Genomic DNA, 22,811 nt, shown 5'->3' on the forward strand with positions numbered 1-22,811 from the left:
AAACGGAATCGCTCCAGGCGGCGGACCACGCTGAGCGGAACCTGCTCCGCCTCCAGGTCGTCCACGCATCTGCCGACCGCCTGGAGCGCCCAGTACTGGTTGAAGGGCAGCGGTTCGCCGGTGGCCGCGTCCACCAGCGCGCCGAGCACCTCCGGCTCCGGCAGCGCGTACAGGCGCGCGTAGGCCGCCAGGCGCAGTCCGGCGTCCTGGGAGCCGAGCAGCGTACCGGCGTCGAAGTCACGCACCCGCTGGGTCACGCGCACCAGGCGGGCGAAGATCTGGTCCATCCGGTGGTTCCGCGCCGGACCGCTGCGCTGCTGCAGGCGTACGTTCACGTATTCGGCGGCCAGTTCCCGGACCGCGTCCCAGGCGGCGGTGTCGTCCACGGTCCCGCCCTCAGGGCCGTCACCGACGAGCGCCGCGTTCGCCGTCCGCTGGACGGCGTCGATCCTGCGCTCGATGTCCCGGAACTCGATCCTGCCGATGCCCGGCACCTCGATACTGCGGAACAGGTCTCCGAGCCACGGCACGACCGCCACCGCGAGCAGCATCACCGTGACGCCGTCGATCCTGAGTCCGGGCGCCAGGACATGCAGGACAGCGGCTCCCACGCCGAGACACGTCAACACCACCGCGACGCCACGACGCCGTATCCAGGCCGCCCCCGCACGCCGCCCCCGCTCCCCCTCAGCCATACCGGGCAGCATCGCAGACACACGGGGTGCGCTGCCATCCTCCGGTCAGGAGTGGTGCCAGGGACGCAGCGGGCAGGCGTCCCAGGAAAAGCGACGTAATCGTGCCTGCTCGACGTGGTCGGCCGTGTTGCCGTAGTCGATGTTGAGGTGGCGACCGAGAACCACGATCGCCACGCTGCCGGCACCGCCCGCCTTCAGCGCGGCGGCCGCGGACTGCGCATGGTTGCCCGTGGTCCGTTCGTTGGCGTACTGCTCGCCCTTGAGGGCCAGGCTGACAGGAACGACGGCATCAGCCTCTCCCGTCCCAAGAAGCCTGGCGGCCTCGTTGCAGAGCCAGCAGGCGGGATACCCGGCCTTGGCGGGACCACGGCAGACCTGACATACGCCCGAACCCGGCAGCAGCGGGTGGACCAGGAAGTTGGCGTAGCGGGCGGACAGCCCGACGACGGTTGAACGCCGGTCCGCCGGCTAGGCCCAGGTCAGCTCGTCCGTGGTGGGGACGAGCGAGTCAAGGCGGCTGAAGACATCCTCTGGACCGTCGATGACCGTCGTATTGGGCCTGGCCGCGTACTCCCTGGCCCATTCATGAGTCATCAGAGAGCGCATGAGGAACACCCGGCGGCCGTGTTCCAGAGCAAGCCTGGCCTGCATGCGGGCGCCACTGCGATAGGCGGCCTCGATCACCACGGTTGCCAGGCTGTAGCCGCTCATCACCGCGTTCCGCATGGGGAAGGACGCCTTCGCGGGAGGCGAATCGGGCCAGAACTGCGAAATCAGCAGCCCTCGCTCGGCGATCTCCTGCTGGAGCCGTGCGTTCTGTGCCGGGTAGACCCGCCGAAGTCCGGTTCCGATCACGGCGACGGTACGGCCGCCGACGGCCAGAGCGCTGCCGTGCGCCGCGGTGTCGATGCCCGCGGCCAGCCCGCTCACGACCGTGACACCGCGCTCTGCGAGACCACCCGCGATGGCGCGGGCGTGCGCGACGCCCTCCTTGGTGGGAGTGCGGGTGCCCACGACAGCGACTCGAAGATCATCCTCGGCAGGCTTCCCCCGCAGAAAGAGGAAGGGTGGCCGCTGATGGACCAGCCTCAGATACAGCGGATAGTCATGATCAAGGATCGTGACCAGCCGCATGCCCTCGCGCTCCCAGGCAGCGATCTCGGCCGTGACGCTGTCCAGGTCGACCGAGGGTCCGGCGTCGAAGAGTGCTCCCTGTCCCGAGGGATCGAGCGAGCATTCCAGCACTTCTCGGGCGCTACCGACCGCCTCCACCTGGTCGGTGAGCTCGGACCAGGGACGCTCGCCGCGCCGCAGCAGCGCGACGAGGGCCGCTCGCTCCCGTTCCTGGTCCATGCCGAAAGTATAGGAACGCCTCCCCGGGCACCGTGCACCTTCGGCGGACCTTACGGGCACGTACACGCTCATGCCACGCACGCCCTCCGGCCAGCCGCCAAGGGATCGGTTCGGCAGTCGCGGCAGCGGCCAGGATGCGGGGCGCGGAAAGCGCGTTCGCAGCCGTCGCAAGTCTGGAACGGGTGGGTGCGATGCCGGGTGATCTCGGTGTGCGCGGCCGCGGCCGACGGGCGCGCGGGGAGGGGCGACGGCAGCAGTTCACTCAGGCGGCAGGCGAGCACACCGGCTGGGTGACGCATGTCCACGGGGAGATCGGCGGTCAGGACGCGGTGCACGACGGCAGCTGTGGCACCGCCCGCGAACCATGCCTCGACGGCGGGAGCGAGCTGGTTCACCTGCCGCTGGGACAGGGTGAGGCGATTGTCGGTGCGGCGCAGGCTCGCGAGGAGGGTGACGGCCCTGTCGGAATGCCGTTCCCCAGGGGTGGGCTCGGAGCTGTGCTCCTTCTCGCTGCTTGCGGGCGCGTCCGATTCGACGGGGGCGACGGAGGCGACAGGGGCTTGATCGTCCTCCTGAGATGTTCCCGGGGCCTCTGCGCTGGTCACGGAGCCGCCCTCACGAACGGGGACGGTACGGGGAGCGGACCCGGCCGGTGTGTGATGGGCGTACGTCCGCGTGAACAGACGGCCCGACTCCGTGCGCTCGCGCACCCGCTCCAGATAGCCGTGCGCCTCCAGCTCTCGCAGCGCGAACGCGATCCGGTCCCGCCCCTCGGGGAAGCGATCGGCAAGGCTGCGGATGTCGACCGGGGCGCCCTCCGGCAGCGACAGGATGTGGGTAGCCAGTCCGATCGCGGTCAGCGACAGCTCGCGGTGCTGGGCGAGGTGGTTGCCTACGACGGTGTAGTGGCCTGACTGGTACGTGCGTACGTGGGTGACACCGGAGTGGGTGGTCGATCGCCGAACGCCCTGATTCGGACGCAGGACAGCGTTAGGCTTCTTCTCAGCCATGGGGAAGACCTCAGTCTCTTCCTCGTTGGTCAGGCCCTCGCACTGGGATTGCCGTCCCGGCGGGGGCCGATGCATGTGTGGGCTTGTGGAGTTGTGAAGCCGTGCCGCTGGCACTTGCCTCGGGGCGAGCCTGCACGCCAAAACAACCCGCGCGCCAGCCACGCCGGCCTGTTTCACCCGACCGGGTGACGTACGCGAGGTTTGGTTGGTTGGTTGGTTGGTTTTTTCCCCCGGGGTTCTTTGGTCTTTTACCGCCCGCAGACCCGGCCCGCGTGTCACCGGGGCACGTATTTCCCGGCGCCGGTCAGCAGGGGTCATCGGTGGCAGCGAGATCCAGTTCCGCCCACACCGTCTTGCACGGCACCGGCCCGCGCTGCACACCCCAGCGGTCCGCCAACGTCTCGACCAGCAGTAGTCCGTAGCCGGACTCTGTGGGTACGTCGGCCGAGGTGCCGAGGGTAGGCAGGTGATCACCCCGGGTGTCGGTCACTTCGATGCGCAAGAGTCGTGGGAACGTGACGGAGAGTGTGAGGCGGAAACTCCTGCCGGGGACACGGCCGTGGAGCGCAGCATTCGCCGCGAGTTCAGCGACGATCAGCCGGGCCGGTTCCAACGGCAGCTCCCACGACCGCAGTTGCTCGACCGCGAGCAGCCGGGCGAGACGGGCGCCGCGACGGGTCGGGGAGAGAGGGACGAAGAACTCGCGCGTCGGGGTGCGGAGGGTGGAGATTTGCTCATTCACATCACTCAGCGTGGCTACGCGTGCATAGCCTGTGAAGAACGGCAGCCCGTGCGGATGGTGGTTGTCCGTGCGATGTCCGGTTCGGTCCGGGCCGTACGGGGTGACTGGTGACGAGCGTGACAGGTTGGGTGGGGAAGGGCGCGGCGGGAGGACGGCGGACGTGAGCGACTGGGACGCGGGACTGGACGACGACGATGCCGGGGGTGCGATGCGGGCCGTCGTACGGCAACTGAAGCTGTGGCGCGAGGCAGCCGGCCTCACCCAGGCCCAGTTCGGGGCGGCGATCGGATACGAGGAGGAGTCGGTCTCCTCCGTGGAGCGGATGCGGCGCATTCCACGGCCGGAGTATCTGGACGCGGCGGACGAGGTCCTGGGTGCGGGCGGCAAGATCGCGGCGATGAAGAAGGACGTGGCGGAGGCCCGGTACCCGAAGAAGGTGCGGGATCTGAAGAAGCTGGAGGCGGAGGCGGTCGAGTTGCTCGCGTACAACAACTCGGTCATTCATGGGTTGTTGCAGACCAGGGAGTACGCACAGGCCGTGCTCAGAGGGCGTCGCCCACCCTTCACCGCCGACGAGTTGGAGCAGCAGGTAGCGGCCCGCCTGGCACGGCAGGAGATTGTCAACGATACGACGGCCCGGCCTGTCTTCAGTTTTGTGCAGTGCGAGTCGACGCTCCGTCGGCCCATCGGAGGCAAGATGGTGATGCGCGGGCAACTCGAACGGCTGTTGGAGGCCGCCGAGTATCCCAACGTCGACCTCCAAGTGCTGCCCTTGAGCCGCGAGGAGAACTCCGGGCTCGACGGATCGTTCAGGTTGCTCCGGCTCCGGGATGGCACAACGGTCGGCCACACCGAGGTGGTGCACATCAGTCGTGTGATCGCCGAGCCAAAAGAGGTGCAACTCCTCGACATCCAGTATGGAATCATCCGGGCACAGGCTCTCAGCCCACGGGAGTCGATGGCCCTCGTCGAGAAAGTGCTTGGAGAGACATGAAGCTGGAGTGGATAAAGAGCAGCTACAGCACGTCCAGCGGCCCCGACTGCGTTGAGGTGGCCACCCCCGACGAGAGCCACGTCCTCGTCCGCGACTCCAAGAACCCCACCGGCCCCCGTCTCACCCTCACCCCCACCGCCTGGGCGACCTTCCTGCCGTACGCATCCAGGCGCTGACACACAAGCAACCGGGCCCTCGCATCCGCCACCGTGGCTGCGAGGGCGTACTCCTGTTGATCAGGCCAGGCCCTCCGCCAGCTCCTCCGCCTGCTTGAGTACCCGGTCGATGGCGTCCTGCCGCTTGCTCGGCGGGTAGCCGTACTTCCTCAGCAGGCGCAGAACACGTGCCATGATCTTGTCCCTGGCCTGCTCCTTCACCTTCCAGTCGACCGTGACGTCTGCCCGGATCTGCTCATACAGCTCGTGGGCGATCTTGGCGAGGAGGCTGTCCTTCATCTCCTCGACCACTGACGGGTCGGCCGCGAGGGCGTCGTAGAAGGCGAGTTCGTCCTCGCTCAGGCCGAGCTTCTTCGCCCTGCCCCGGTCGGCCGACACCTCCCGCGCCAGCTCCACCAGGAACTTCATGAACTCGGCGGCCGTGAGCAGGCCGTTGGTGTAACGGTTCATGGCGCGCTGCATCTTCTCGGTGAAGGTGTGCTGACGGGTTGCTATTCGGCACTGAAAACTTTCACGTTTGCGAGCCCCAGACGAACGCCCCGCCGTTTCCCGAGTACGGGACGGCGGGGCGTCAGAGGGGTGCTCCGTAAACCGCTGAGCAGCGCTACGTCGTCGTACGCCGCCGGCGTGACCCCGGCCGTCGTTCGCTCGGCCGTGTCACCGGATCCCCGGCCTCCACCGCCGCGGCCCGCCGCTTCATGCCGTACTCCGCCAGCGCCTCCGCCAGCTTGTGCACGGACGGCTCCGGAGCCATGACGTCGACCCGCAGGCCGTGCTCCTCGGCGGTCTTGGCGGTCGCCGGGCCGATACACGCGATCACCGTCACGTTGTGCGGCTTGCCCGCGATACCCACCAGGTTCCGCACCGTCGAGGACGACGTGAAGAGCACCGCGTCGAAGCCGCCACCCTTGATCGCCTCCCGCGTCTCCGCCGGCGGCGGCGAGGCGCGCACGGTCCGGTAGGCCGTGACGTCGTCGACCTCCCAGCCCAGCTCGATGAGGCCGGCGACCAGCGTCTCCGTGGCGATGTCGGCACGGGGGAGGAACACCCGGTCGATGGGGTCGAACACCGGGTCGTACGGCGGCCAGTCCTCCAGCAGACCCGCCGCCGACTGCTCACCGCTCGGCACCAGGTCCGGCTTCACGCCGAAGGCGACCAGCGCCTTCGCCGTCTGCTCACCGACCGCAGCCACCTTGATACCCGCAAAAGCCCGAGCGTCAAGGCCGTACTCCTCGAACTTCTCCCGGACCGCCTTCACCGCGTTGACCGACGTGAACGCGATCCACTCGTAGCGGCCCGTCACCAGACCCTTGACCGCCCGCTCCATCTGCTGGGGCGTGCGCGGGGGCTCCACCGCGATCGTCGGGACCTCGTGCGGGACGGCGCCGTAGGACCGCAGCTGGTCGGAGAGCGACGCCGCCTGCTCCTTCGTCCGCGGCACGAGCACCTTCCAGCCGAACAGCGGCTTGGACTCGAACCACGACAGCTGGTCGCGCTGGGCGGCGGCGGAACGCTCACCGACCACGGCTATCACCGGCCGGCCGCCGTCCGGCGACGGCAGGACCTTCGCCTGCTTCAGGGTCTGCGCGATCGTGCCGAGCGTCGCCGTCCAGGTGCGCTGGCGGGTCGTCGTACCGGCGATCGTGACCGTCAGGGGGGTGTCCGGCTTGCGGCCCGCGGAGACCAGCTCGCCCGCCGCCGCGGCCACCGAATCGAGGGTCGTCGACACGACCACCGTGCCGTCGGAGGCGCCCACCTCCGTCCAGCAGCGGTGGGAGGCCGTACGGGCGTCCACGAACCGGACGTCCGCGCCCTGCGCGTCCCGCAGCGGCACACCGGCGTACGCGGGCACGCCGACGGCGGCCGCCACACCCGGTACGACCTCGAAGGGCACACCGGCGGAGGCGCAGGCGAGCATTTCCCCGGCCGCGTACGTATCAAGTCCCGGGTCCCCGGACACCGCACGGACGACCCGCCTGCCGGACCGCGCGGCCTCCATGACAAGATGAGCGGCATCCCGGGCAGGAGACGGGGCAGCGGCGGTTGTTGACGTGCCGTCAACGACCGTGAGCTGCGGCGTGCCCGTGCCCGGTGGCGACACCGAGGAGGGAGCGTCCGTCCGCACGACGGAGACGCCCTGCCGTGCGTGCGTCCGGATGACGTCGAGCACCTCGTGCTCGGCGATCAGGACGTCCGCGTGCGACAGTGCCTCCACGGCGCGCAGAGTCAGCAGTCCCGGATCCCCGGGTCCGGCACCGAGGAAGGTGACGTGCCCGTGTTCGAGGCCGGCGGGAAGGGTGGTGGGGCTCAATGTGCTCGCTCCCCCATCAGACCGGCCGCGCCCTGGGCGAGCATCCGGGTCGCGAGGTCGCGGCCGAGTGCGATCGCCTGGGTCTCCGTCTGGGGCACGGGACCGGTGGTGGACAACTGCACCATGCGGGTGCCGTCGGTCGTGCCGACGACGCCGCGCAGGCGCATTTCGTTGACAGTCTGCCCGTCGGCCAGAAGGTCGGCCAGCGCGCCCACAGGGGCGGAGCAGCCGGCCTCCAGGGCGGCGAGCAGTGACCGTTCGGCGGTGACGGCGACCCGGGTGAACGGGTCGTCGAGCGCGCCGAGCGCGGCGATCAGGTCCGCGTTGCCCGCGGCACACTCGATCGCCAGGGCCCCCTGGCCGGGGGCGGGCAGAACCGTGTCGACCGACAGGAAGTCGGTCACCTCGTCGATCCGGCCGATCCGGTTGAGTCCGGCGGCGGCCAGCACGACCGCGTCCAGTTCGCCGTCGTGGACGTACCGGATGCGGGTGTCCACGTTGCCGCGGATCGGGACCGTCTCTATGTCCAGGCCGTGGGCGCGGGCGTACGCGTTCAGCTGCGCCATGCGGCGCGGTGAACCGGTGCCGATGCGGGCCCCGCGCGGCAGGTCGGTGAACTTCAGGGCGTCCCGGGCGACGATCACATCGCGCGGGTCCTCGCGCTCCGGTACGGCGGCCAGCACCAGGTCCGTGGGCTGCGCGGTCGGGAGGTCCTTGAGCGAATGAACCGCGAAGTCGACCTCGCCACGTATCAGCGCGTCCCGCAGCGCCGTCACGAAGACGCCGGTGCCGCCGATCTGCGCGAGGTGCTCGCGGGAGGTGTCGCCGTAGGTGGTGATCTCGACCAGCTCCACGGGCCGTCCGGTCACCTGGCGGACGGCCTGCGCCACCTGCCCGGACTGGGCCATGGCGAGCTTGCTCCGCCTCGTCCCCAGCCTCAGTGCTCTCTCAGTCATGCCGGTCGGTCCTTCGTGTCTGTGCTGTCCTCGGCCCGGGAGACGGAGGCCACCGTCTCGGGGTCGAGGTCGAACAGGGTGCGCAGCGCGTCCGCGTACCCGGCGCCGCCGGGCTCGGCCGCGAGCTGCTTGACCCGTACGGTCGGCGCGTGCAGCAGCTTGTCGACGACCCGGTGCACGGCCTGCCGGATCTCGCCGCGCTGCCGTTCGTCGAGGTCGGGCAGGCGCCCGTCGAGCCGCGCGATCTCACCGGCGACGACGTCGGCGGCCATGGTGCGCAGCGCGACCACGGTCGGCGTGATGCGTGCCGCCCGCTGTGCCGCGCCGAAGGCCGCGACCTCGTCGGAGACGATACGCCGGACCAGGTCCACATCGGCCGCCATCGGGGCGTCGGCCGAGGCCTCGGCGAGGGACTCGATGTCCACCAGCCGCACCCCGGCCAGCCGGTGCACGGCCGCGTCGATGTCGCGGGGCATGGCCAGGTCGAGGAGGAAGAGGAAGGGCGCCGGCCGCTCGGCCGGCGGCTCGGGCTTGCGCCGCTCGGGGATCCGGCCGGCCGTCGCGACGGTCGCGGCGAGCGCGGTGATCAGCTCGGCGTCCGCCTCGGGCGTACGACGCTCCCGGCGGTCGACCGTCGCCCCCGCGACCCAGGCCGCGTGCTGCTCCAGGGTGGCCGCGTCCATCCCGGCCACGGCGGCCTCGCCCAGCACCGAGAAACCGGGCTGTACGGCGGCCAGGTCCAGCGGGCAGTTCTCGTCGCCGGCGGACGCCGGCACCGTCTTGGTGTGCACCTCGGCGAACGCGGTCTCGGCGACGACCGGCTGTCCGGTACGGCCCTCGGCCGCCTGCGCGACCGCCGCCGCCGTCAGCACCAGGCCCGTCGCCCCGGTACAGGAGACGACGACGTCGGCACGTGTCAGTTCGCCCGGCACGGCGGACATCTCCACGGCACGCGCGGTCACCGTGTTGTCGTCGGCGTCGGTGAGGATCTGCGCGAGACGGTCGGCGCGCTCGAAGGTGCGGTTGGCGACGACGACCTCGGCGACCCCGGCCCGCGCGAGCGTGGCGGCGGCCAGCGAGGACATCGATCCGGCACCGATGACCAGGGCCTTCTTGCCCGCGGCCCAGTCCCGCACAGCTCCGCCGACGGCCAGCTGCTCCAGGCCGAAGGTGACCAGGGACTGGCCGGCGCGGTCGATGCCGGTCTCGGAGTGGGCGCGCTTGCCGACCCGCAGGGCCTGCTGGAACAGGTCGTTGAGAAGCCGGCCGGCGGTGTGCAGGTCCTGCGCCTTGGCCAGGGAGTCCTTGATCTGGCCGAGGATCTGCCCCTCGCCGACGACCATCGAGTCCAGGCCGCAGGCCACCGAGAACAGGTGGTGGACGGCCCGGTCCTCGTAGTGGACGTAGAGGTAGGGGGTGAGCTCCTCCAGGCCGACGCCGCTGTGCTGGGCGAGCAGCGTGGACAGCTCGGCGACACCGGCGTGGAACTTGTCCACGTCGGCGTACAGCTCGATGCGGTTGCAGGTGGCGAGCACCGCGGCCTCGGTGGCGGGCTCCGCGGCGACCGTGTCCTGGAGCAGCTTGATCTGGGCGTCTGCGCTCAGCGCGGCCCGCTCCAGCACGCTCACCGGGGCGCTGCGGTGGCTCAGTCCGACGACGAGGAGACTCATGCCGGCATCACGGCGGGTACGTCCCCGTCAGGCCCCTGGTCGGCGGAATCGTCGTCGGACGTGCCATGGGCAGCAGCAGCGGCGGGCAGGGAGCCGATGTCGCCGACCGCGGTCTCCATGGCGGTCTCCTCGCCGGCCTTGCGCTGCTCGTGGAAGGCGAGGATCTGGAGTTCGATCGAGAGGTCGACCTTGCGTACGTCGACGCCGTCCGGGACGGACAGCACGGTCGGCGCGAAGTTCAGGATGGAGGTGACCCCGGCGGTCACGAGCCGGTCGCAGACCTGCTGGGCGGCGCCGGCGGGGGTGGCGATGACGCCGATGGAGACCCCGTTGTCCTTGATGATCCGCTCAAGGTCGTCCGTGTGCTGCACCGGGATGCCGGCGACGGGCTTGCCGGCCATCGCCGGGTCGGCGTCGATCAGGGCGGCCACGCGGAAGCCACGGGAGGCGAACCCGCCGTAGTTGGCCAGGGCGGCGCCGAGGTTACCGATACCGACGATCACGACCGGCCAGTCCTGGGTGAGGCCGAGTTCGCGGGAGATCTGGTAGACGAGATACTCCACGTCGTAGCCGACACCGCGCGTTCCGTAGGAGCCCAGGTACGAGAAGTCCTTGCGCAGCTTGGCGGAGTTGACCCCCGCGGCGGCCGCCAGCTCCTCGGAGGAGACCGTGGGCACCGAGCGCTCCGACAGCGCGGTCAGGGCTCGGAGGTACAGCGGAAGACGGGCGACGGTGGCCTCGGGAATCCCTCGGCTACGGGTCGCCGGTCGGTGTGTTCGGCCAGTTGCCACGGTGCTCCTGCGGGTAGAGCGGGGCTGCAGGCGGTCATACGTCCCCAGACCGCCCCGTCGACAGCAGGCTATGTCTTTGTGAACGCGTGCACAAAGATGGTGTCCGATTTGCCCGGCAGAAGTGACCGGGGTCACGCAACCGCGGGACCTTCGGCGGGAACCGCCGCCCACGCATACGCGTTCCTTCGACACTGGGGGCAAAACCGCACACTCTCCTCACAAATCCCGCCCCCGAGACCAAACCGCCGTCGATCCTAAGCGACTTTCCGGCCAGTTTGGACTAGTCGGTCAGTGCCCGGCGCAGCCGCTCCTCGTTCACGCGCCAGAAGGTGTGCTGTTCACCGTCGATCAGTACCACCGGAATCTGCTCCCAGTACTGATCGTGCAGCGCCCGGTCCTGGGTGATGTCCTTCAGCTCGACGGGGACACCCAGATCACCGCAGACCTTCTCGACCACGGTCTGCGCGTCGTCGCACAGATGGCAGCCGGGCTTGCGGACGAGGGTGACCAGCCGCTCGCGCGGCGCGGCGTTACGACGGAAGAGAGGGCTCATACGGGCCATTCTCGCGCCTGCTTAACGGCTCGGTAGCGGAGAGTTCACACCCTTCCAACCTCTCGACTCCGGAAGCACCGAACAAACTGGCTATGCTCACCGCATGGCCGCTCTCGGATGGCTCACTCCCCGTAGGCGCTCCGCCACGGCGCGGAGCGTGTTGGCAGGCGAGGCCTCGGCGGAGGCCGCCCGCAAGTCCTCGCTGGAGGCGCAGGAGACCGCGCCGCCCGCACGGACGGAACCGGAGTTCCCGGTCATCGGCGACACCCGGGCAGCGGCGTTCTTCGACCTCGACAACACCGTGATGCAGGGCGCCGCGCTGTTCCACTTCGGCCGCGGCCTGTACAAGCGCAAGTTCTTCGAGACCCGTGACCTCGCCAGGTTCGCCTGGCAGCAGGCGTGGTTCCGGCTGGCCGGCGTCGAGGACCCCGAACACATGCAGGACGCCCGCGACTCCGCGCTGTCGATCGTCAAGGGCCACCGGGTCGCCGAGCTGGAGTCGATCGGCGAGGAGATCTACGACGAGTACATGGCCGACCGCATCTGGCCGGGCACCCGCGCCCTGGCCCAGGCCCACCTGGACGCAGGCCAGAAGGTGTGGCTGGTCACCGCGGCCCCGGTGGAGATCGCCCAGGTGATCGCCCGCCGCCTCGGCCTCACGGGCGCGCTCGGCACGGTCGCGGAGTCGGTCAGCGGCATCTACACCGGCAAGCTGGTCGGCGAACCGCTGCACGGCCCGGCGAAGGCGGAGGCGGTGCGCGCCCTGGCCGCGGCCGAGGGCCTCGACCTGTCCCGCTGCGCGGCCTACAGCGACAGCCACAACGACATCCCGATGCTCTCCCTGGTCGGCCACCCCTACGCCATCAACCCGGACGCCAAGCTCCGCAAACACGCCCGGGAGAAGGACTGGCGCCTGCGGGACTACCGCACCGGACGCAAGGCGGCGAAGGTCGGCATCCCCGCGGCGGCGGGCGTCGGAGCCGTGGCCGGTGGCACCGCGGCGGCGATCGCCCTGAGCCGGCGCCGCCGCTAGGCGACACCCTTTCGCCCCCACCTCTCCGTCCACACCTCCGGCCGCGCGCGCCTGAATTATGCCGCGGCCATTTCAACACGCCCTGTACCTCACCGAAACAGGCCTGTTTTCGATCAACAACCGATCAAGCTACGGCACTTGATTGGGCGTCAATCAGCAACAGAAGCGACTCAATCGATGATTTGAGCAACTCGGTGTAGCAGCGCCTGCACGAAGCGTTATTCTCCTCAGACGCAAACCGGTACCCCTTCCGTCGCTACGACGGGTGAACGGTCCCGCACTGCACGTGATGGAAGCTCTGCCTCTGGGAGTCCCGTGTACCCACACGTCGGGGTTGACGCCTCGGGCCTGGCTACGCTGCGCGCAACAGTCGCAACGGTCAAAGAGACGCTGCGCGGCCTCGTCCCCACCGCGTACGCCGTCCCCGCCTTCGCCGCCGCCGCGCCCGCGAGCCCGTGCTACGCACTGGCCGACGGCAGCGCCGCCGTCGGCAGACGAGGCCGCGCCACCGGCGCCGCCACCGCCCGCCGCCCGGCCGCCGACAGCGACAGCGCCCGGATGATGGACCTGGTCGAGCGCGCCCAGGCCGGGGAGGCCGAGGCCTTCGGCCGGCTGTACGACCAGTACAGCGACACGGTGTACCGGTACATCTACTACCGCGTCGGCGGCCGGGCCACGGCCGAGGACCTCACGAGCGAGACCTTTCTGCGGGCCCTCCGCCGGATCGGCACCTTCACCTGGCAGGGCCGCGACTTCGGCGCCTGGCTGGTGACGATCGCCCGGAACCTCGTCGCCGACCACTTCAAATCCAGCCGCTTCCGCCTGGAGGTCACCACCGGCGAGATGCTCGACGCCAACGAGGTCGAGCGCTCCCCGGAGGACTCCGTCCTGGAGTCGCTGTCGAACGCCGCGCTGCTCGACGCCGTACGCCGGCTCAACCCCCAGCAGCAGGAGTGCGTGACCCTCCGCTTCCTCCAGGGCCTCTCGGTCGCCGAGACCGCCCGCGTCATGGGCAAGAACGAGGGCGCCATCAAGACCCTCCAGTACCGCGCCGTCCGCACGCTCGCCCGGCTCCTGCCGGACGACGCACGCTGAGCCCGCCGCGACTCCGGGCGACGTTCAACTCACGTTCCGTGAACGCCCGTTGCCTTTCTGACCCGATCATCCGGCATCCGTAACCCAAGTGCCGCGCCAGTCGTTGTGCGGGATACAGGCTCCCTGTGGTCACGTCCTGGCCGACCCTGATCACTCGATCGTGTGGATCGGTCACGGACGTGCAACCCTCAGGACCCCCTGGGGAGTCGACCGTCATGACGAGAGGAGGTGCCGCCAGTGATCGCGAACGTATCGGCGCACCGGCGGGCGAACGCCTTCGCCCAGGCCCTGGACGAGCAGTCCGACCGGGACACGGCGGCCGAGCGGTCAGCACCGGCGGAATCACCACCGGCCACCGAGGAACAGTCCGAGCAGGGCGAGCTGCTGGCCCTCGCGGCCGGCCTCGGCGCGCTGCCCAAGCCGCAGCTCGACCCCGAGGTCAAGGTCGTCCAGCGCGCCCAGCTGGTGGCCGCGATGGAGGCCATGCTCCAGGAGGGAACCGGAGCGGCGGATGCGTCGGTGCCCGAGCAGCGCGCGGCCCGTTCCCGGGGCGCGCACCGGGCGAGTGCACTGGGCAAGCTCCGCCCGCGTTCCCGGCTGACCAAGGGGCTCGCAGCGGGCGGGCTCAGCGTGGGCGTGGCCGCGGGAGCCTTCGGCGGAGTCGCCGCCGCCAGTTCGGACGCCCTGCCCGGTGACTCCCTCTACGGCCTCAAACGCGGCATCGAGGACTTCAAGCTCAACTACCTGACCGACGGCGACAACGCACGCGGCCAGACCTACCTCGACCAGGCCTCGACCCGGCTCAGCGAGGCCCGCCGACTGCTGGAGCGCGGCCGCGGCGGACATCTCGACCACGAGTCCATCGGCGAGATCCGGCGCACGCTCTCCGGCATGCAGAGCGATGTCACCGAAGGCCACCGCCTGCTGCACGAGGCCTATGAGGCCGACCCGGACTCCCTGGGCCCCATCCAGGCCCTGTCGACCTTCTCCCGGTCCCACCGCGAGGCCTGGAGCGCGCTCAGCGACAGGCTCCCGGTGCAGCTCGGGGACGTCAAACAACAGGTCTCGTCGGTCTTCGACGCCATAGACCAGGAGGTCGCCCCCCTGGAGTCCCGCCTCCCGAAGCCCCCCACGGGCACCGGCACCGGCACGGACCAGGGCACCGGCTCGACATCGACAGGCGCCTCGGGCACCCACCGCGGCTCCGCCGCTCCCAGCTCCTCCGGCTCGACCCCGTCCACCGGCAGACACGCCCGCCCGGACGACCCGACCGGCTCGGCCACCAGCACCACCGGCGACGGCCTCCTCGGCGGCAACACCGGCGGCCTGCTCGACCCGCCGAAGACAGGTACAGGCGGCAACACCACCCAACCCACCGGCAAGCCCTCGGCCCCGGCCCCGGACGTCACCCTGCCCCCGCTCCTCCCAGGGCTCCTGCCAGGACTGGGGATCCAGGGCGAGGAGACGAACTAGTCCGACACGACAGCACAACGATGGGGGCGCCCCACCCGAGCGGAGCGCCCCCATCGCTGTACCAACCGCAGCTCCCCCACCCCGGCGTGGGGCGAGCGGGCTCAGAAGAACACCGAGCGGCGCTGCACCAAAAGTTTGTACAGCGTGTGCTGGATCTGCTCCCTCACCTGGTCGGTCAGGTTGAACATCAGCATCGGGTCCTCCGCGGCCTCCGGCGGATAGCCGTCCGTGGGGATCGGCTCGCCGAACTGGATCGTCCACTTCGTCGGCAGCGGGATCGCGCCCAGCGGACCCAGCCAGGGAAACGTCGGCGTCAGCGGGAAGTACGGGAAGCCCAGCAGCCGCGCCAGCGTCTTCGCGTTGCCGATCATCGGGTAGATCTCCTCCGCCCCGACGATCGAGCACGGAATGATCGGCGCCCCCTGCCGCAGCGCCGTGGAGACGAAACCACCTCGGCCGAACCGCTGAAGCTTGTACCGCTCGCCGAAGGGTTTCCCGATCCCCTTGAACCCCTCCGGCATCACCCCGACCAGTTCGCCCTGCGCCAACAGCCGTTCGGCGTCCTCCGCGCACGCCAGCGTGTGCCCGAGCTTGCGCGCCAGTTCGTTCACCACCGGCAGCACGAAGACCAGGTCGGCCGCCAGCAGCCGTAGATGGCGGTCGGCCGGATGGTGGTCGTGGACGGCGACCTGCATCATCAGGCCGTCCAGCGGCAGCGTCCCGGAGTGGTTGGCGACGATCAGCGCCCCGCCCTCGGCCGGGATGTTCTCGATGCCCTTCACGTCGACCCGGAAGTACTTCTCGTACACCGGGCGCAGCAGCGACATCAGGACCTGGTCGGTCAGCTCCTCGTCGAAACCGAAGTCGTCGACGTCGTAGTCCCCGGTCAGCCGGCGCCGCAGAAAGGCCAGCCCGGCCGCCACACGCCGCTCCAGACCGCCGTCCCGCCCACCAGCGGCAGCCGAGCGCCGGTCCAGCGGCTCCTCCGCCTCCTCCGGTCCCTCAGGCCCCTCGGGCCCCTCCGCACGCCTCACCGACCCATCTTCCCGCGCCCGGCCCCGCCCCGGCAGCGGCTGGACCTCACCCAGCTCACCGGACTCGCCCAGCGCACCGCGCCGGCCGCCCCCGCTCCGGCGCCGCGCCGGGCGTGCCGCGGCACCCCCGCGGGACCGGTGGTCGTCGTCGAACGGAATGACCTTGGCATCCGCCATCGTTGCTGCGCTCCTCAGTTGGCGCCGTGCGTGGGGAGGTGACCGCCGCCTTTCGCGGCCAGCGCGGCGATGCGGTCGACGGCCCCCGCGAGGGCCTCCGGCGGCAGCAGGCCCGGGCCCTGGCCGCGTACGAAGTCCGCGAATGTCTCCGCCGTCGTGTACCGGGGGGTGAAGCCGAGCGTCTCGCGCATCTGGCCGGTGTCCACCACCCGCCCGTGCGTGAGCAGCCGGATCTGCTCCGGTGAGAAGTCCGTCATACCGAGCGTACGCACCAGGGAACCGGCCCAGGTGACCGCGGGCAGCAGGAGCGGCACGGTGGGCCGCCCGAGCCGCCGCGAGCACTGCGAGAGCAGCAGCACACCGTCCCCGGCGATGTTGAACGTGCCGCTGTTGAGCGTGCCCCGGCGCGGCTCGTGCGAGGCGATCCTGAGCACCTCGACGACGTCGTCCTCGTGCACGAACTGCAGCCGCGGGTCGTAGCCGAACACGGTCGGCAGAACGGGCAGCGCGAAGTACGAGGCGAGCGGGGTGTCGGCGGTCGGCCCGAGGATGTTGGCGAACCGCAGCACGCACACCGCGACGTCCGGGCGCCGTCGGGCGAACCCACGCACATACCCCTCGACCTCGACGGTGTCCTTCGCGAACCCGCCGCTCGGCAGCGACTTCGCCGACGTCGTCTCGGTGAACACGGCCGGATCGCGCGACGCGGAGCCGTAGACGTTCGTACTGGATTTGACCACCAGCCGCTTGACGGCCGGCGACTTCTGGCAGGCACCGAGCAGCTGCATGGTGCCGATGACGTTGGTCTCCTTGACCGTGGCCCGGTTGCCGCCGCCCAGCGCCGTGCCCGTCACATCCATGTGGACGACCGTGTCCGCGCCCGTCTCGGCCAGTACCCGGGCTATCGTCGGCAGCCGGATGTCGGCCTGGATGAAGTCGGCTCCGCCCAGATGATGCGCCGGCGGCACCGCGTCCACGGCGATCACCCGGTCGACCTGCGGATCCCGCTGGATCCGCCGTACGAACCGGCCGCCGAGCTGCCGGGCCACTCCGGTGACGAGCACGACCTTCCCCAAGATCAGCGCCTTCCTTCCGTCTGCCGTGTGCGGCCAACTTAGCGGGTCGGTGTTGCGCTGTGATGACCCCCCGATGCACGAAGTGACGGAAATTCACTGAACGGAATATGCCGGGTCCCCGGACCCTCGGATCCGTGCGACCTCCGGATATGCCTGTGGCCCCCCACCAGTGTCGATGGGAGGCCACAGAGACACACGCTTCTCGCGCGCCGTCGCTTACTTCTTGTTGCGACGCTGAACGCGCGTGCGCTTGAGCAGCTTGCGGTGCTTCTTCTTGGCCATCCGCTTGCGCCGCTTCTTGATAACAGAGCCCACGACTACCCTCGCTCACTTCTCATCACTCGGTTGTTTGGGCGCCATGGGCCCACACGACCTACGAGGGGCTAGCCTACCCAACCGAGCGCCGAGGTCGTAATCGAGGGTCCTCCGGGTCTTCCCGGAAGCGTTGTCAGGCCGTTTCCACCCCCACATAGCTGTCGCGAAGGTACTCGTGTACCGCTTGCTCGGGGACGCGGAAGGACCGCCCCACCCGGATCGCGGGCAGATGACCGCTGTGCACCAGCCGGTACACGGTCATCTTCGACACTCGCATCACCGAGGCGACCTCCGCCACGGTAAGGAACTGAACCTCGTTCAGAGGCCTCTCGCCAGCTGCACCCATGACACACCTGAACCTTCCGCACTCGACGGCCACCGGCTTCCCCTTCCGGTGACTCTTCGTCGCTGCGTGCTCACTCCCCAATGTAGGGGCGGGTGATGCGAGTGGGGAAGAGGTGCACCCATCGCAGGCCTACTGTGACAGACACGCTCGTTTGAGTACGTAGCGGGTAAGCGGGCGGTAGTACGCGGACCGCACACCGTCATCAACCGGAACGACGACGGACACGGCCCCCTCGGCCTCCCCCACGAACAGCGCGGGATCGTCGACATCGCCGAGCCCGATGGCCTCGAACCCCAGCTGACCTGCACCGCAGACCCAACCATGATCCCCGATGACCAACTCGGGCAGGGGTCCTCCCGCCTCCGCCGCGGCCTCCAGCGCGACCCGAACCGGCAGCGGGGAATGACTGTGGACACCCGGCTCACAACCGGGGCGCTCGGCTCCCGGTTCTCGCACCAAGGCAACCCCTCGTACGTAGTCGAGGCGATGGGTACGTAGACCGAACCGGGTCAATATGTCGACACAGCGACCCTGCGCCGGGGTGAGCACCTCACATCCCACCGCCGAGAGCGCGTCCGCCAAGCCGGCGTAGAACCCGAGCAGGCGTCCCGGATGCCCGGTCCCGAACAACACGGGCGCCCCCCGCCGCGCGACGTCCCGGACCCGTCCGGCGAAGGCATCCAGCGCGGCGACGGTCAGCTCCGGATCGATCACATCCGGACCGGACGTGTGCCGAGGATCAGCCGAGACCCCGCACCTCTCCGCCATCAACGCAAGTAATTCCGGCTGTTTCCAGGGCCGTTGGGGATCGATCCCGATCAACACCCGGGGATCCCGCGCAGCGAACAGCCGATAACTCCGCAGACTGTCCTCCCGGGAGGTGGCCACCTCCCCGGCCAGCCGGACAGCCAGCAGATGCGCACGCAGAACACCGGCGTCCACCACGCCAGCGATGCTCGCGCATCGGGGTCACCGGCAATCGAGGAACGGGGGAAATGGGCCCGGTTGGCGTAATGGGGGTGAGCCGGGGTCGGGTCAGGGCAGCAGCCCTCGCAACGGAAACGCCGCCCGCCGAGTCGCCAGCACGGCCTGGTCCAATCGATCGGCGGGGTCGTAACCCGCCTCCCACGACGCCCAGCTCACCGGCCACCGCCCATCGGTCATCCGCTGCGGCCCCAGCTGCCGGGTCCGGGCGAACACCTCCTGGCGCCACCCCTCGGGAATCACCGCCTCCGGCGCCACCGGCTTCCCCGCGGCGATCCCCACCAGATGCGTCCACGACCGCGGCACGACCTCCACCACCGCGTACCCTCCCCCGCCCAGTGCGACCCACTTCCCGTCGGCGTACTCGTGCGCCAGCTCATGGCACGCCACCTGCACCGCCCGCTGCGCGTCCAGCGAAACGGCCAGATGGGCCAGGGGATCCTCGAAGTGCGTGTCGGCGCCGTGCTGCGACACGACCACCTGCGGCCGGAACTCGGCGAGCAGCTCCGGCACCACCGCGTGAAACGCCCGCAGCCACCCCGCGTCCCCGGTCCCCGCCGGCAGCGCCACATTCACGGCGGACCCCTCCCCGGCCCCGGCGCCGACCTCCTCCGGCCACCCGGTCTGCGGGAACAACGTACGAGGATGCTCATGCAGCGAGATCGTCAGAACCCGCGGATCCTCCCAGAACGCGGCCTGCACCCCGTCCCCGTGATGCACGTCCACATCCACATACGCGACCCGCTCGGCCCCCAGCTCCAGCAGCCGGGCGATGGCCAGCGAGGCGTCGTTGTAGATACAGAACCCCGACGCGCCCCCCGGCATCGCATGATGCAGCCCGCCCGCGAAGTTCACGGCATGATCCGCGTCCCCCCGCCACACCGCCTCCGCCGCCCCCACCGACTGCCCCGCGATCAGCGCGGACACCTCGTGCATCCCGGCGAACGCGGGATCGTCGACCGTACCCAGCCCGTACGACCCGTCGGCCCCCGCCGGATCGGCCGACGCGGCCTTCACGGCGTCGATGTAGTCCTCACGATGGACCAGTCGCAGCGTCGACTCCCCGGCCGGCTTCGCCGCGACGACCTCCACCTCCCGGTCGAGCCCGAAGGCACCCACCAGTTTCCGGGTCAGTGCCAGCCGGACCGGATCCATCGGATGGTCCGGGCCGAAGTCATAGCCCGTTACTGCCTCGTCCCACATCAGCTGTGCGCGGCCGCTCATGCCCGCCACCGTATCGGTCCTGTTGAGCGGCGAACGACCTGGCGTACACCAACGTCACCAGCACCAACACCATCGGCACCAGCATCGCCCCGCGATAGCTCCACGCATCGCCCAAGGCCCCCACCAACGGCGAACCGACCAGAAAACCCACGTAATTGAAGATGTTCAGCCGCGCGACGGCCGCATCCGAAGCCCCGGGAAACAGCCTGCCCGCCGCCGCGAACGTCTGCGGCACCAGCACGCACAACCCCAGCCCCAGCAGCGTGAACCCGAGCATCCCGACCCATGCCCCGGGCGCCGACGCCACCACCGCGAACCCGCCGGCCGCCACCAGCGCCCCCAGCCGTACGACCGCCACAGCCCCGAACCGCCGCACCCCGAAGTCCCCGACGGTCCGCCCCACCAGCGTGGTCACCATGTACACGTTGTACGGCACGGTCGCCAGCTGCTCGCTGCTCCCCAGCACGTCCTTCAGATACTTCGCACTCCAGTTGGAGACGGTCGAGTCCCCGATGTAGGCGAAGGTCATCACCAGACACAGCGGCAACAGCAGCTTGAAGACCACGCCCCCACCGGCACCCTGCGCCTCCTCCGCCGGCGCGGGCTCCCCGTCGACGTACCACCGGCTCCCGACGAACGCCGCCGGCAGCAGTACGGCCACCACGGGCAGGTACGACACCCAGAGCGCGAGATGCCAGTGCGCCCCGACCCAGGCCAGCGAGGCCCCCAGGATCCCGCCCAGGCTGTACGCGGCATGGAAGCTGAGCATGATGCTGCGCCCGTACGACCGCTGGAGGCTCACCCCGAGCATGTTCATGGAGGCGTCCAGCGCCCCCACGGCCAGCCCGAACGCCCCCAGCGCCACGGCCAGTTCCGCGATCTGCCCGCCGGCCCCGGCACCGAGCAGCGCCAGCAACACCACCGGCTGGGACCAGCGCAGCAGCCGACTGGGCCGTATGCGCTTCACCAGCTGCTCGGTGGTCACGCTGCCGACCCCGGCCAGGACCGGTACGGCGGCCAGGAAGACCGGCAGCAGCGCGTCGGAGACGCCGTACCTGTCCTGGATGGCCGGGATCCGCGTCACCAGCAGCGCGAACGTGGCACCCTGCGCGAAGAAGCTGAACGCCAGCGAGGCCCTACCGCGCCGCAGCACATCAGTCATGGCGGCGAGCGTAGGGCCCCGGGCTACCTGTGGGTAGATCCAGCCAAAGATGAATTTCCTTCAGCTTCACCGAGAGGCCAGGGCGTCTCAGGCGGCGACAGCCACCGCGGGCCGTCCGGCCGCCTGCTGGGCCGCCCCGTCCGCCACCTCGGCGGCGAGCATCCGCTCCATCGGCCCGGCGGCCAGCCCGCCACTGACCATGAACCCGATCACCATCGCGCCGACCAGGAAGACGGAGCCGAGCCACACCATCGTGTCCACGGGAATGGTGTACGCCCCCACGACCCGGGCGGAACACTCGGCGAGCAGCACCAGCCCCCAGACCACCGAGAACGCCCGCTCCTTGCTCCGGAAGGCCGCCGACCGCGCCGACGCCCCGGATACGAGCCGCTGCCAGGCCGCCTCCTTGGCCGCGTCGCCCTTCACCAGGAAGGGCTTCATCCCCGCGGTCATCATCGGCTTGCCGAGCCAGACCGATGCCAGGATCCCGAAGGCGATGACGCTGCTGACCCCGCTGTCCTTGGCGAGCATCAGCCGGGGGTCGCCGGAGACGAAGCTCAGCAGCAGCGAGACGACGTTGACGACCAGGATGAGACCGGCCAGCGCGTTGGTCTTCCGCCCCCGCACCAGGCTTCCCACGGTCCGCACCGCCGGCACCACACTGCTCCAGGCGAGGGAGGCGAAGGTGCTCATCCCGAAGGCGTCCTTGAAGAGGTAGTACGACCCGAGCGGCACAGCCACGTCCAGGAGCAGCGGCCGGAAGTTCTGGATCCCCGTGTTCTTCGTCATGCCCCTAGCTTCGCCGCCGCCGGGGTCCGCCAGTAGAAACGATCGTCCGGAGGTCCGCATGACAATTGTCAGGCTCCGAGCGATGGCTCGGGTCATACCAGCAGGTCAAGCAACTCTCCCATGTCACCGAAGAGTTGACTGGCACCGGCCAGCTTCCCGGCGGGCGTCATCGCGGTGAACCCGCAGACGTCCATCCCGGCCGCCATGGCGGCCCTCACACCCAGCGGCGAGTCCTCCACGACCACACAGCGCTCGGGGGCCACCCCCATCTGGTCGGCCGCGTAGAGGAAGAGATCGGGCCACGGCTTTCCCCGCCCCACGTCCTCCGAGCTGAAGATCCGCTCCTCCTCGAACCACCGGTCGAGCCCGGTCGTCCGATGCCCCACCCGGATCCGCGCATGACTCCCGGAGGAAGCCACACAGTACGGCACCCCGTCCCCGGCCAGCTTCTCCAGTACGCCGGTGACGCCGGCCACCGGCTCCAGCTCCCGCTCGAACGCGGCGAACACGCGCGCGTGGAAGACGTCGTCGAAGTCGTCCGGCAACCGCTGCCCCGTCCGCTCCAGCACCAGCTCGTGAATCCGGTGCATCGCCGACCCCATGTAGTCACGGATGGAGTCCTCGTACGAGGTCGGGTGCCCCAACTCGGTCAGATAAGCGGCGAGATGCCGATTGGATATGGGCTCGCTGTCGACGAGTACCCCGTCGTTGTCGAAGATGACCAGGTCGTAGCGCATGGTGTTGAGCATAAATGCAGAAAGGCCCACGCCATCAGGCGTGGGCCTTTCCCAAGAATTGTTCGGCGGCGTCCTACTCTCCCACAGGGTCCCCCCTGCAGTACCATCGGCGCTG

24 protein-coding genes are annotated in these 22,811 nt (G+C 70.0%); 5 read left to right on the plus strand and 19 right to left on the minus strand.

All coding sequences use genetic code 11. From position 1 onward, the window contains the following. The 4 genes from LE548_RS37630 to LE548_RS37645 all read right to left on the minus strand — a co-directional run. Positions 1 to 695: hypothetical protein (locus LE548_RS37630; RefSeq protein ID WP_225101542.1), on the minus strand; the 695-nt coding region annotated here is incomplete at its 3' end. A gap of 468 nt (positions 696 to 1,163) precedes the next feature. Continuing rightward, complete coding sequence (dprA, locus tag LE548_RS37635; RefSeq protein WP_225101543.1) at positions 1,164 to 2,120, minus strand: DNA-processing protein DprA; 957 nt, start codon at positions 2,118 to 2,120, stop codon at positions 1,164 to 1,166. After that, positions 2,117 to 3,058: a helix-turn-helix domain-containing protein gene (locus LE548_RS37640; RefSeq protein WP_225101544.1), complete on the minus strand. Its 942-nt coding sequence runs from the start codon at positions 3,056 to 3,058 to the stop codon at positions 2,117 to 2,119. The genes dprA and LE548_RS37640 overlap by 4 nt, the downstream gene beginning before the upstream one ends. Before the next feature lie 304 nt (positions 3,059 to 3,362). Beyond that, complete coding sequence (locus tag LE548_RS37645; protein ID WP_225101563.1) at positions 3,363 to 3,809, minus strand: ATP-binding protein; 447 nt, start codon at positions 3,807 to 3,809, stop codon at positions 3,363 to 3,365. A 151-nt stretch (positions 3,810 to 3,960) separates the two neighbouring features. Between LE548_RS37645 and LE548_RS37650 the strand changes: the two genes are divergently transcribed. Beyond that, positions 3,961 to 4,794, plus strand: coding sequence for a helix-turn-helix transcriptional regulator (locus LE548_RS37650; protein WP_225101545.1), 834 nt, complete (start codon positions 3,961 to 3,963; stop codon positions 4,792 to 4,794). After that, complete coding sequence (locus LE548_RS37655) at positions 4,791 to 4,970, plus strand: DUF397 domain-containing protein (protein ID WP_225101546.1); 180 nt, start codon at positions 4,791 to 4,793, stop codon at positions 4,968 to 4,970. The genes LE548_RS37650 and LE548_RS37655 overlap by 4 nt, the downstream gene beginning before the upstream one ends. A gap of 60 nt (positions 4,971 to 5,030) precedes the next feature. On the opposite strand, the gene LE548_RS37660 is transcribed toward LE548_RS37655, so the two are convergent. The 6 genes from LE548_RS37660 to LE548_RS37685 all read right to left on the minus strand — a co-directional run bounded on the left by LE548_RS37660 (position 5,031) and on the right by LE548_RS37685 (position 11,260). Then, positions 5,031 to 5,465 carry a type I restriction enzyme endonuclease domain-containing protein gene (locus LE548_RS37660; RefSeq protein ID WP_225101564.1) on the minus strand — a complete coding sequence of 145 codons (435 nt, stop codon included), beginning with the start codon at positions 5,463 to 5,465 and terminating at the stop codon, positions 5,031 to 5,033. 109 nt (positions 5,466 to 5,574) lie between these two features. Continuing rightward, a complete protein-coding gene (locus LE548_RS37665) occupies positions 5,575 to 7,281 on the minus strand; it encodes a uroporphyrinogen-III synthase (RefSeq protein WP_225101547.1) in 1,707 nt (568 codons plus the stop codon). Beyond that, a complete protein-coding gene (gene hemC, locus LE548_RS37670) occupies positions 7,278 to 8,237 on the minus strand; it encodes a hydroxymethylbilane synthase (protein WP_225101548.1) in 960 nt (319 codons plus the stop codon). Before hemC ends, LE548_RS37665 begins: the two co-directional genes overlap by 4 nt. Then, positions 8,234 to 9,907 carry a glutamyl-tRNA reductase gene (locus LE548_RS37675; RefSeq protein WP_225101549.1) on the minus strand — a complete coding sequence of 558 codons (1,674 nt, stop codon included), beginning with the start codon at positions 9,905 to 9,907 and terminating at the stop codon, positions 8,234 to 8,236. The genes hemC and LE548_RS37675 overlap by 4 nt, the downstream gene beginning before the upstream one ends. Next, positions 9,904 to 10,698 carry a redox-sensing transcriptional repressor Rex gene (locus LE548_RS37680; protein WP_225101550.1) on the minus strand — a complete coding sequence of 265 codons (795 nt, stop codon included), beginning with the start codon at positions 10,696 to 10,698 and terminating at the stop codon, positions 9,904 to 9,906. The genes LE548_RS37675 and LE548_RS37680 overlap by 4 nt, the downstream gene beginning before the upstream one ends. A gap of 280 nt (positions 10,699 to 10,978) precedes the next feature. Next, a complete protein-coding gene (locus LE548_RS37685; RefSeq protein WP_225101551.1) occupies positions 10,979 to 11,260 on the minus strand; it encodes a glutaredoxin family protein in 282 nt (93 codons plus the stop codon). A gap of 94 nt (positions 11,261 to 11,354) precedes the next feature. On the opposite strand from LE548_RS37685, the gene LE548_RS37690 reads away from it, so the two are divergent. The 3 genes from LE548_RS37690 to LE548_RS37700 all read left to right on the plus strand — a co-directional run bounded on the left by LE548_RS37690 (position 11,355) and on the right by LE548_RS37700 (position 14,852). After that, positions 11,355 to 12,284, plus strand: coding sequence for an HAD family phosphatase (locus tag LE548_RS37690; RefSeq protein WP_225101552.1), 930 nt, complete (start codon positions 11,355 to 11,357; stop codon positions 12,282 to 12,284). 315 nt (positions 12,285 to 12,599) lie between these two features. Further along, positions 12,600 to 13,379 carry an ECF subfamily RNA polymerase sigma factor, BldN family gene (locus tag LE548_RS37695; protein WP_225101553.1) on the plus strand — a complete coding sequence of 260 codons (780 nt, stop codon included), beginning with the start codon at positions 12,600 to 12,602 and terminating at the stop codon, positions 13,377 to 13,379. A 237-nt stretch (positions 13,380 to 13,616) separates the two neighbouring features. Continuing rightward, positions 13,617 to 14,852 carry a DUF5667 domain-containing protein gene (locus LE548_RS37700; RefSeq protein ID WP_225101554.1) on the plus strand — a complete coding sequence of 412 codons (1,236 nt, stop codon included), beginning with the start codon at positions 13,617 to 13,619 and terminating at the stop codon, positions 14,850 to 14,852. 101 nt (positions 14,853 to 14,953) lie between these two features. On the opposite strand, the gene LE548_RS37705 is transcribed toward LE548_RS37700, so the two are convergent. From LE548_RS37705 to LE548_RS37745, 9 genes are all read right to left on the minus strand, one after another. Further along, a complete protein-coding gene (locus LE548_RS37705; protein ID WP_225101555.1) occupies positions 14,954 to 16,063 on the minus strand; it encodes a lysophospholipid acyltransferase family protein in 1,110 nt (369 codons plus the stop codon). A gap of 14 nt (positions 16,064 to 16,077) precedes the next feature. Continuing rightward, a complete protein-coding gene (locus tag LE548_RS37710; protein WP_225101556.1) occupies positions 16,078 to 17,139 on the minus strand; it encodes an NAD-dependent epimerase/dehydratase family protein in 1,062 nt (353 codons plus the stop codon). A 216-nt stretch (positions 17,140 to 17,355) separates the two neighbouring features. Continuing rightward, positions 17,356 to 17,454, minus strand: coding sequence for a 30S ribosomal protein bS22 (locus LE548_RS37715; protein WP_003948845.1), 99 nt, complete (start codon positions 17,452 to 17,454; stop codon positions 17,356 to 17,358). Positions 17,455 to 17,587: 133 nt separating this feature from the next. Continuing rightward, the gene (locus tag LE548_RS37720; protein ID WP_158727370.1) at positions 17,588 to 17,800 is read right to left on the minus strand and encodes a helix-turn-helix domain-containing protein; all 213 of its coding nucleotides are present in this window, start codon (positions 17,798 to 17,800) and stop codon (positions 17,588 to 17,590) included. A gap of 129 nt (positions 17,801 to 17,929) precedes the next feature. Then, entirely contained in the window at positions 17,930 to 18,745 is an 816-nt protein-coding gene (locus tag LE548_RS37725; RefSeq protein WP_225101557.1) for a phosphatase, read from the minus strand. A gap of 90 nt (positions 18,746 to 18,835) precedes the next feature. Beyond that, positions 18,836 to 20,008 carry an acetoin utilization protein AcuC gene (locus LE548_RS37730; protein WP_225101558.1) on the minus strand — a complete coding sequence of 391 codons (1,173 nt, stop codon included), beginning with the start codon at positions 20,006 to 20,008 and terminating at the stop codon, positions 18,836 to 18,838. Next, positions 19,959 to 21,170, minus strand: coding sequence for an MFS transporter (locus LE548_RS37735; protein ID WP_225101559.1), 1,212 nt, complete (start codon positions 21,168 to 21,170; stop codon positions 19,959 to 19,961). The genes LE548_RS37730 and LE548_RS37735 overlap by 50 nt, the downstream gene beginning before the upstream one ends. A gap of 87 nt (positions 21,171 to 21,257) precedes the next feature. Next, entirely contained in the window at positions 21,258 to 21,959 is a 702-nt protein-coding gene (locus tag LE548_RS37740; protein WP_225101560.1) for a VC0807 family protein, read from the minus strand. Between the two features lie 92 nt (positions 21,960 to 22,051). Next, complete coding sequence (locus tag LE548_RS37745; RefSeq protein ID WP_225101561.1) at positions 22,052 to 22,696, minus strand: HAD family phosphatase; 645 nt, start codon at positions 22,694 to 22,696, stop codon at positions 22,052 to 22,054. Positions 22,697 to 22,811 lie beyond the last annotated feature (115 nt).

The organism is Streptomyces sp. CoH27, from assembly GCF_020181035.1.
GTDB lineage: Bacteria > Actinomycetota > Actinomycetes > Streptomycetales > Streptomycetaceae > Streptomyces > Streptomyces camelliae.

Bases quoted from the DNA above. Each gene is read 5' to 3' on its own strand.
- LE548_RS37720 (WP_158727370.1), bottom strand. From the start codon at position 17,800: ATGGGTGCAGCTGGCGAGAGGCCTCTGAACGAGGTTCAGTTCCTTACC.
- LE548_RS37745 (WP_225101561.1), bottom strand. From the start codon at position 22,696: ATGCGCTACGACCTGGTCATCTTCGACAACGACGGGGTACTCGTCGAC.
- LE548_RS37705 (WP_225101555.1), bottom strand. From the start codon at position 16,063: ATGGCGGATGCCAAGGTCATTCCGTTCGACGACGACCACCGGTCCCGC.
- LE548_RS37675 (WP_225101549.1), bottom strand. From the start codon at position 9,907: ATGAGTCTCCTCGTCGTCGGACTGAGCCACCGCAGCGCCCCGGTGAGC.
- LE548_RS37730 (WP_225101558.1), bottom strand. From the start codon at position 20,008: ATGAGCGGCCGCGCACAGCTGATGTGGGACGAGGCAGTAACGGGCTAT.
- LE548_RS37685 (WP_225101551.1), bottom strand. From the start codon at position 11,260: ATGGCCCGTATGAGCCCTCTCTTCCGTCGTAACGCCGCGCCGCGCGAG.
- LE548_RS37735 (WP_225101559.1), bottom strand. From the start codon at position 21,170: ATGACTGATGTGCTGCGGCGCGGTAGGGCCTCGCTGGCGTTCAGCTTC.
- hemC (WP_225101548.1), bottom strand. From the start codon at position 8,237: ATGACTGAGAGAGCACTGAGGCTGGGGACGAGGCGGAGCAAGCTCGCC.
- LE548_RS37640 (WP_225101544.1), bottom strand. From the start codon at position 3,058: ATGGCTGAGAAGAAGCCTAACGCTGTCCTGCGTCCGAATCAGGGCGTT.
- LE548_RS37655 (WP_225101546.1), top strand. From the start codon at position 4,791: ATGAAGCTGGAGTGGATAAAGAGCAGCTACAGCACGTCCAGCGGCCCC.
- dprA (WP_225101543.1), bottom strand. From the start codon at position 2,120: ATGAGCGTGTACGTGCCCGTAAGGTCCGCCGAAGGTGCACGGTGCCCG.
- LE548_RS37690 (WP_225101552.1), top strand. From the start codon at position 11,355: ATGGCCGCTCTCGGATGGCTCACTCCCCGTAGGCGCTCCGCCACGGCG.
- LE548_RS37740 (WP_225101560.1), bottom strand. From the start codon at position 21,959: ATGACGAAGAACACGGGGATCCAGAACTTCCGGCCGCTGCTCCTGGAC.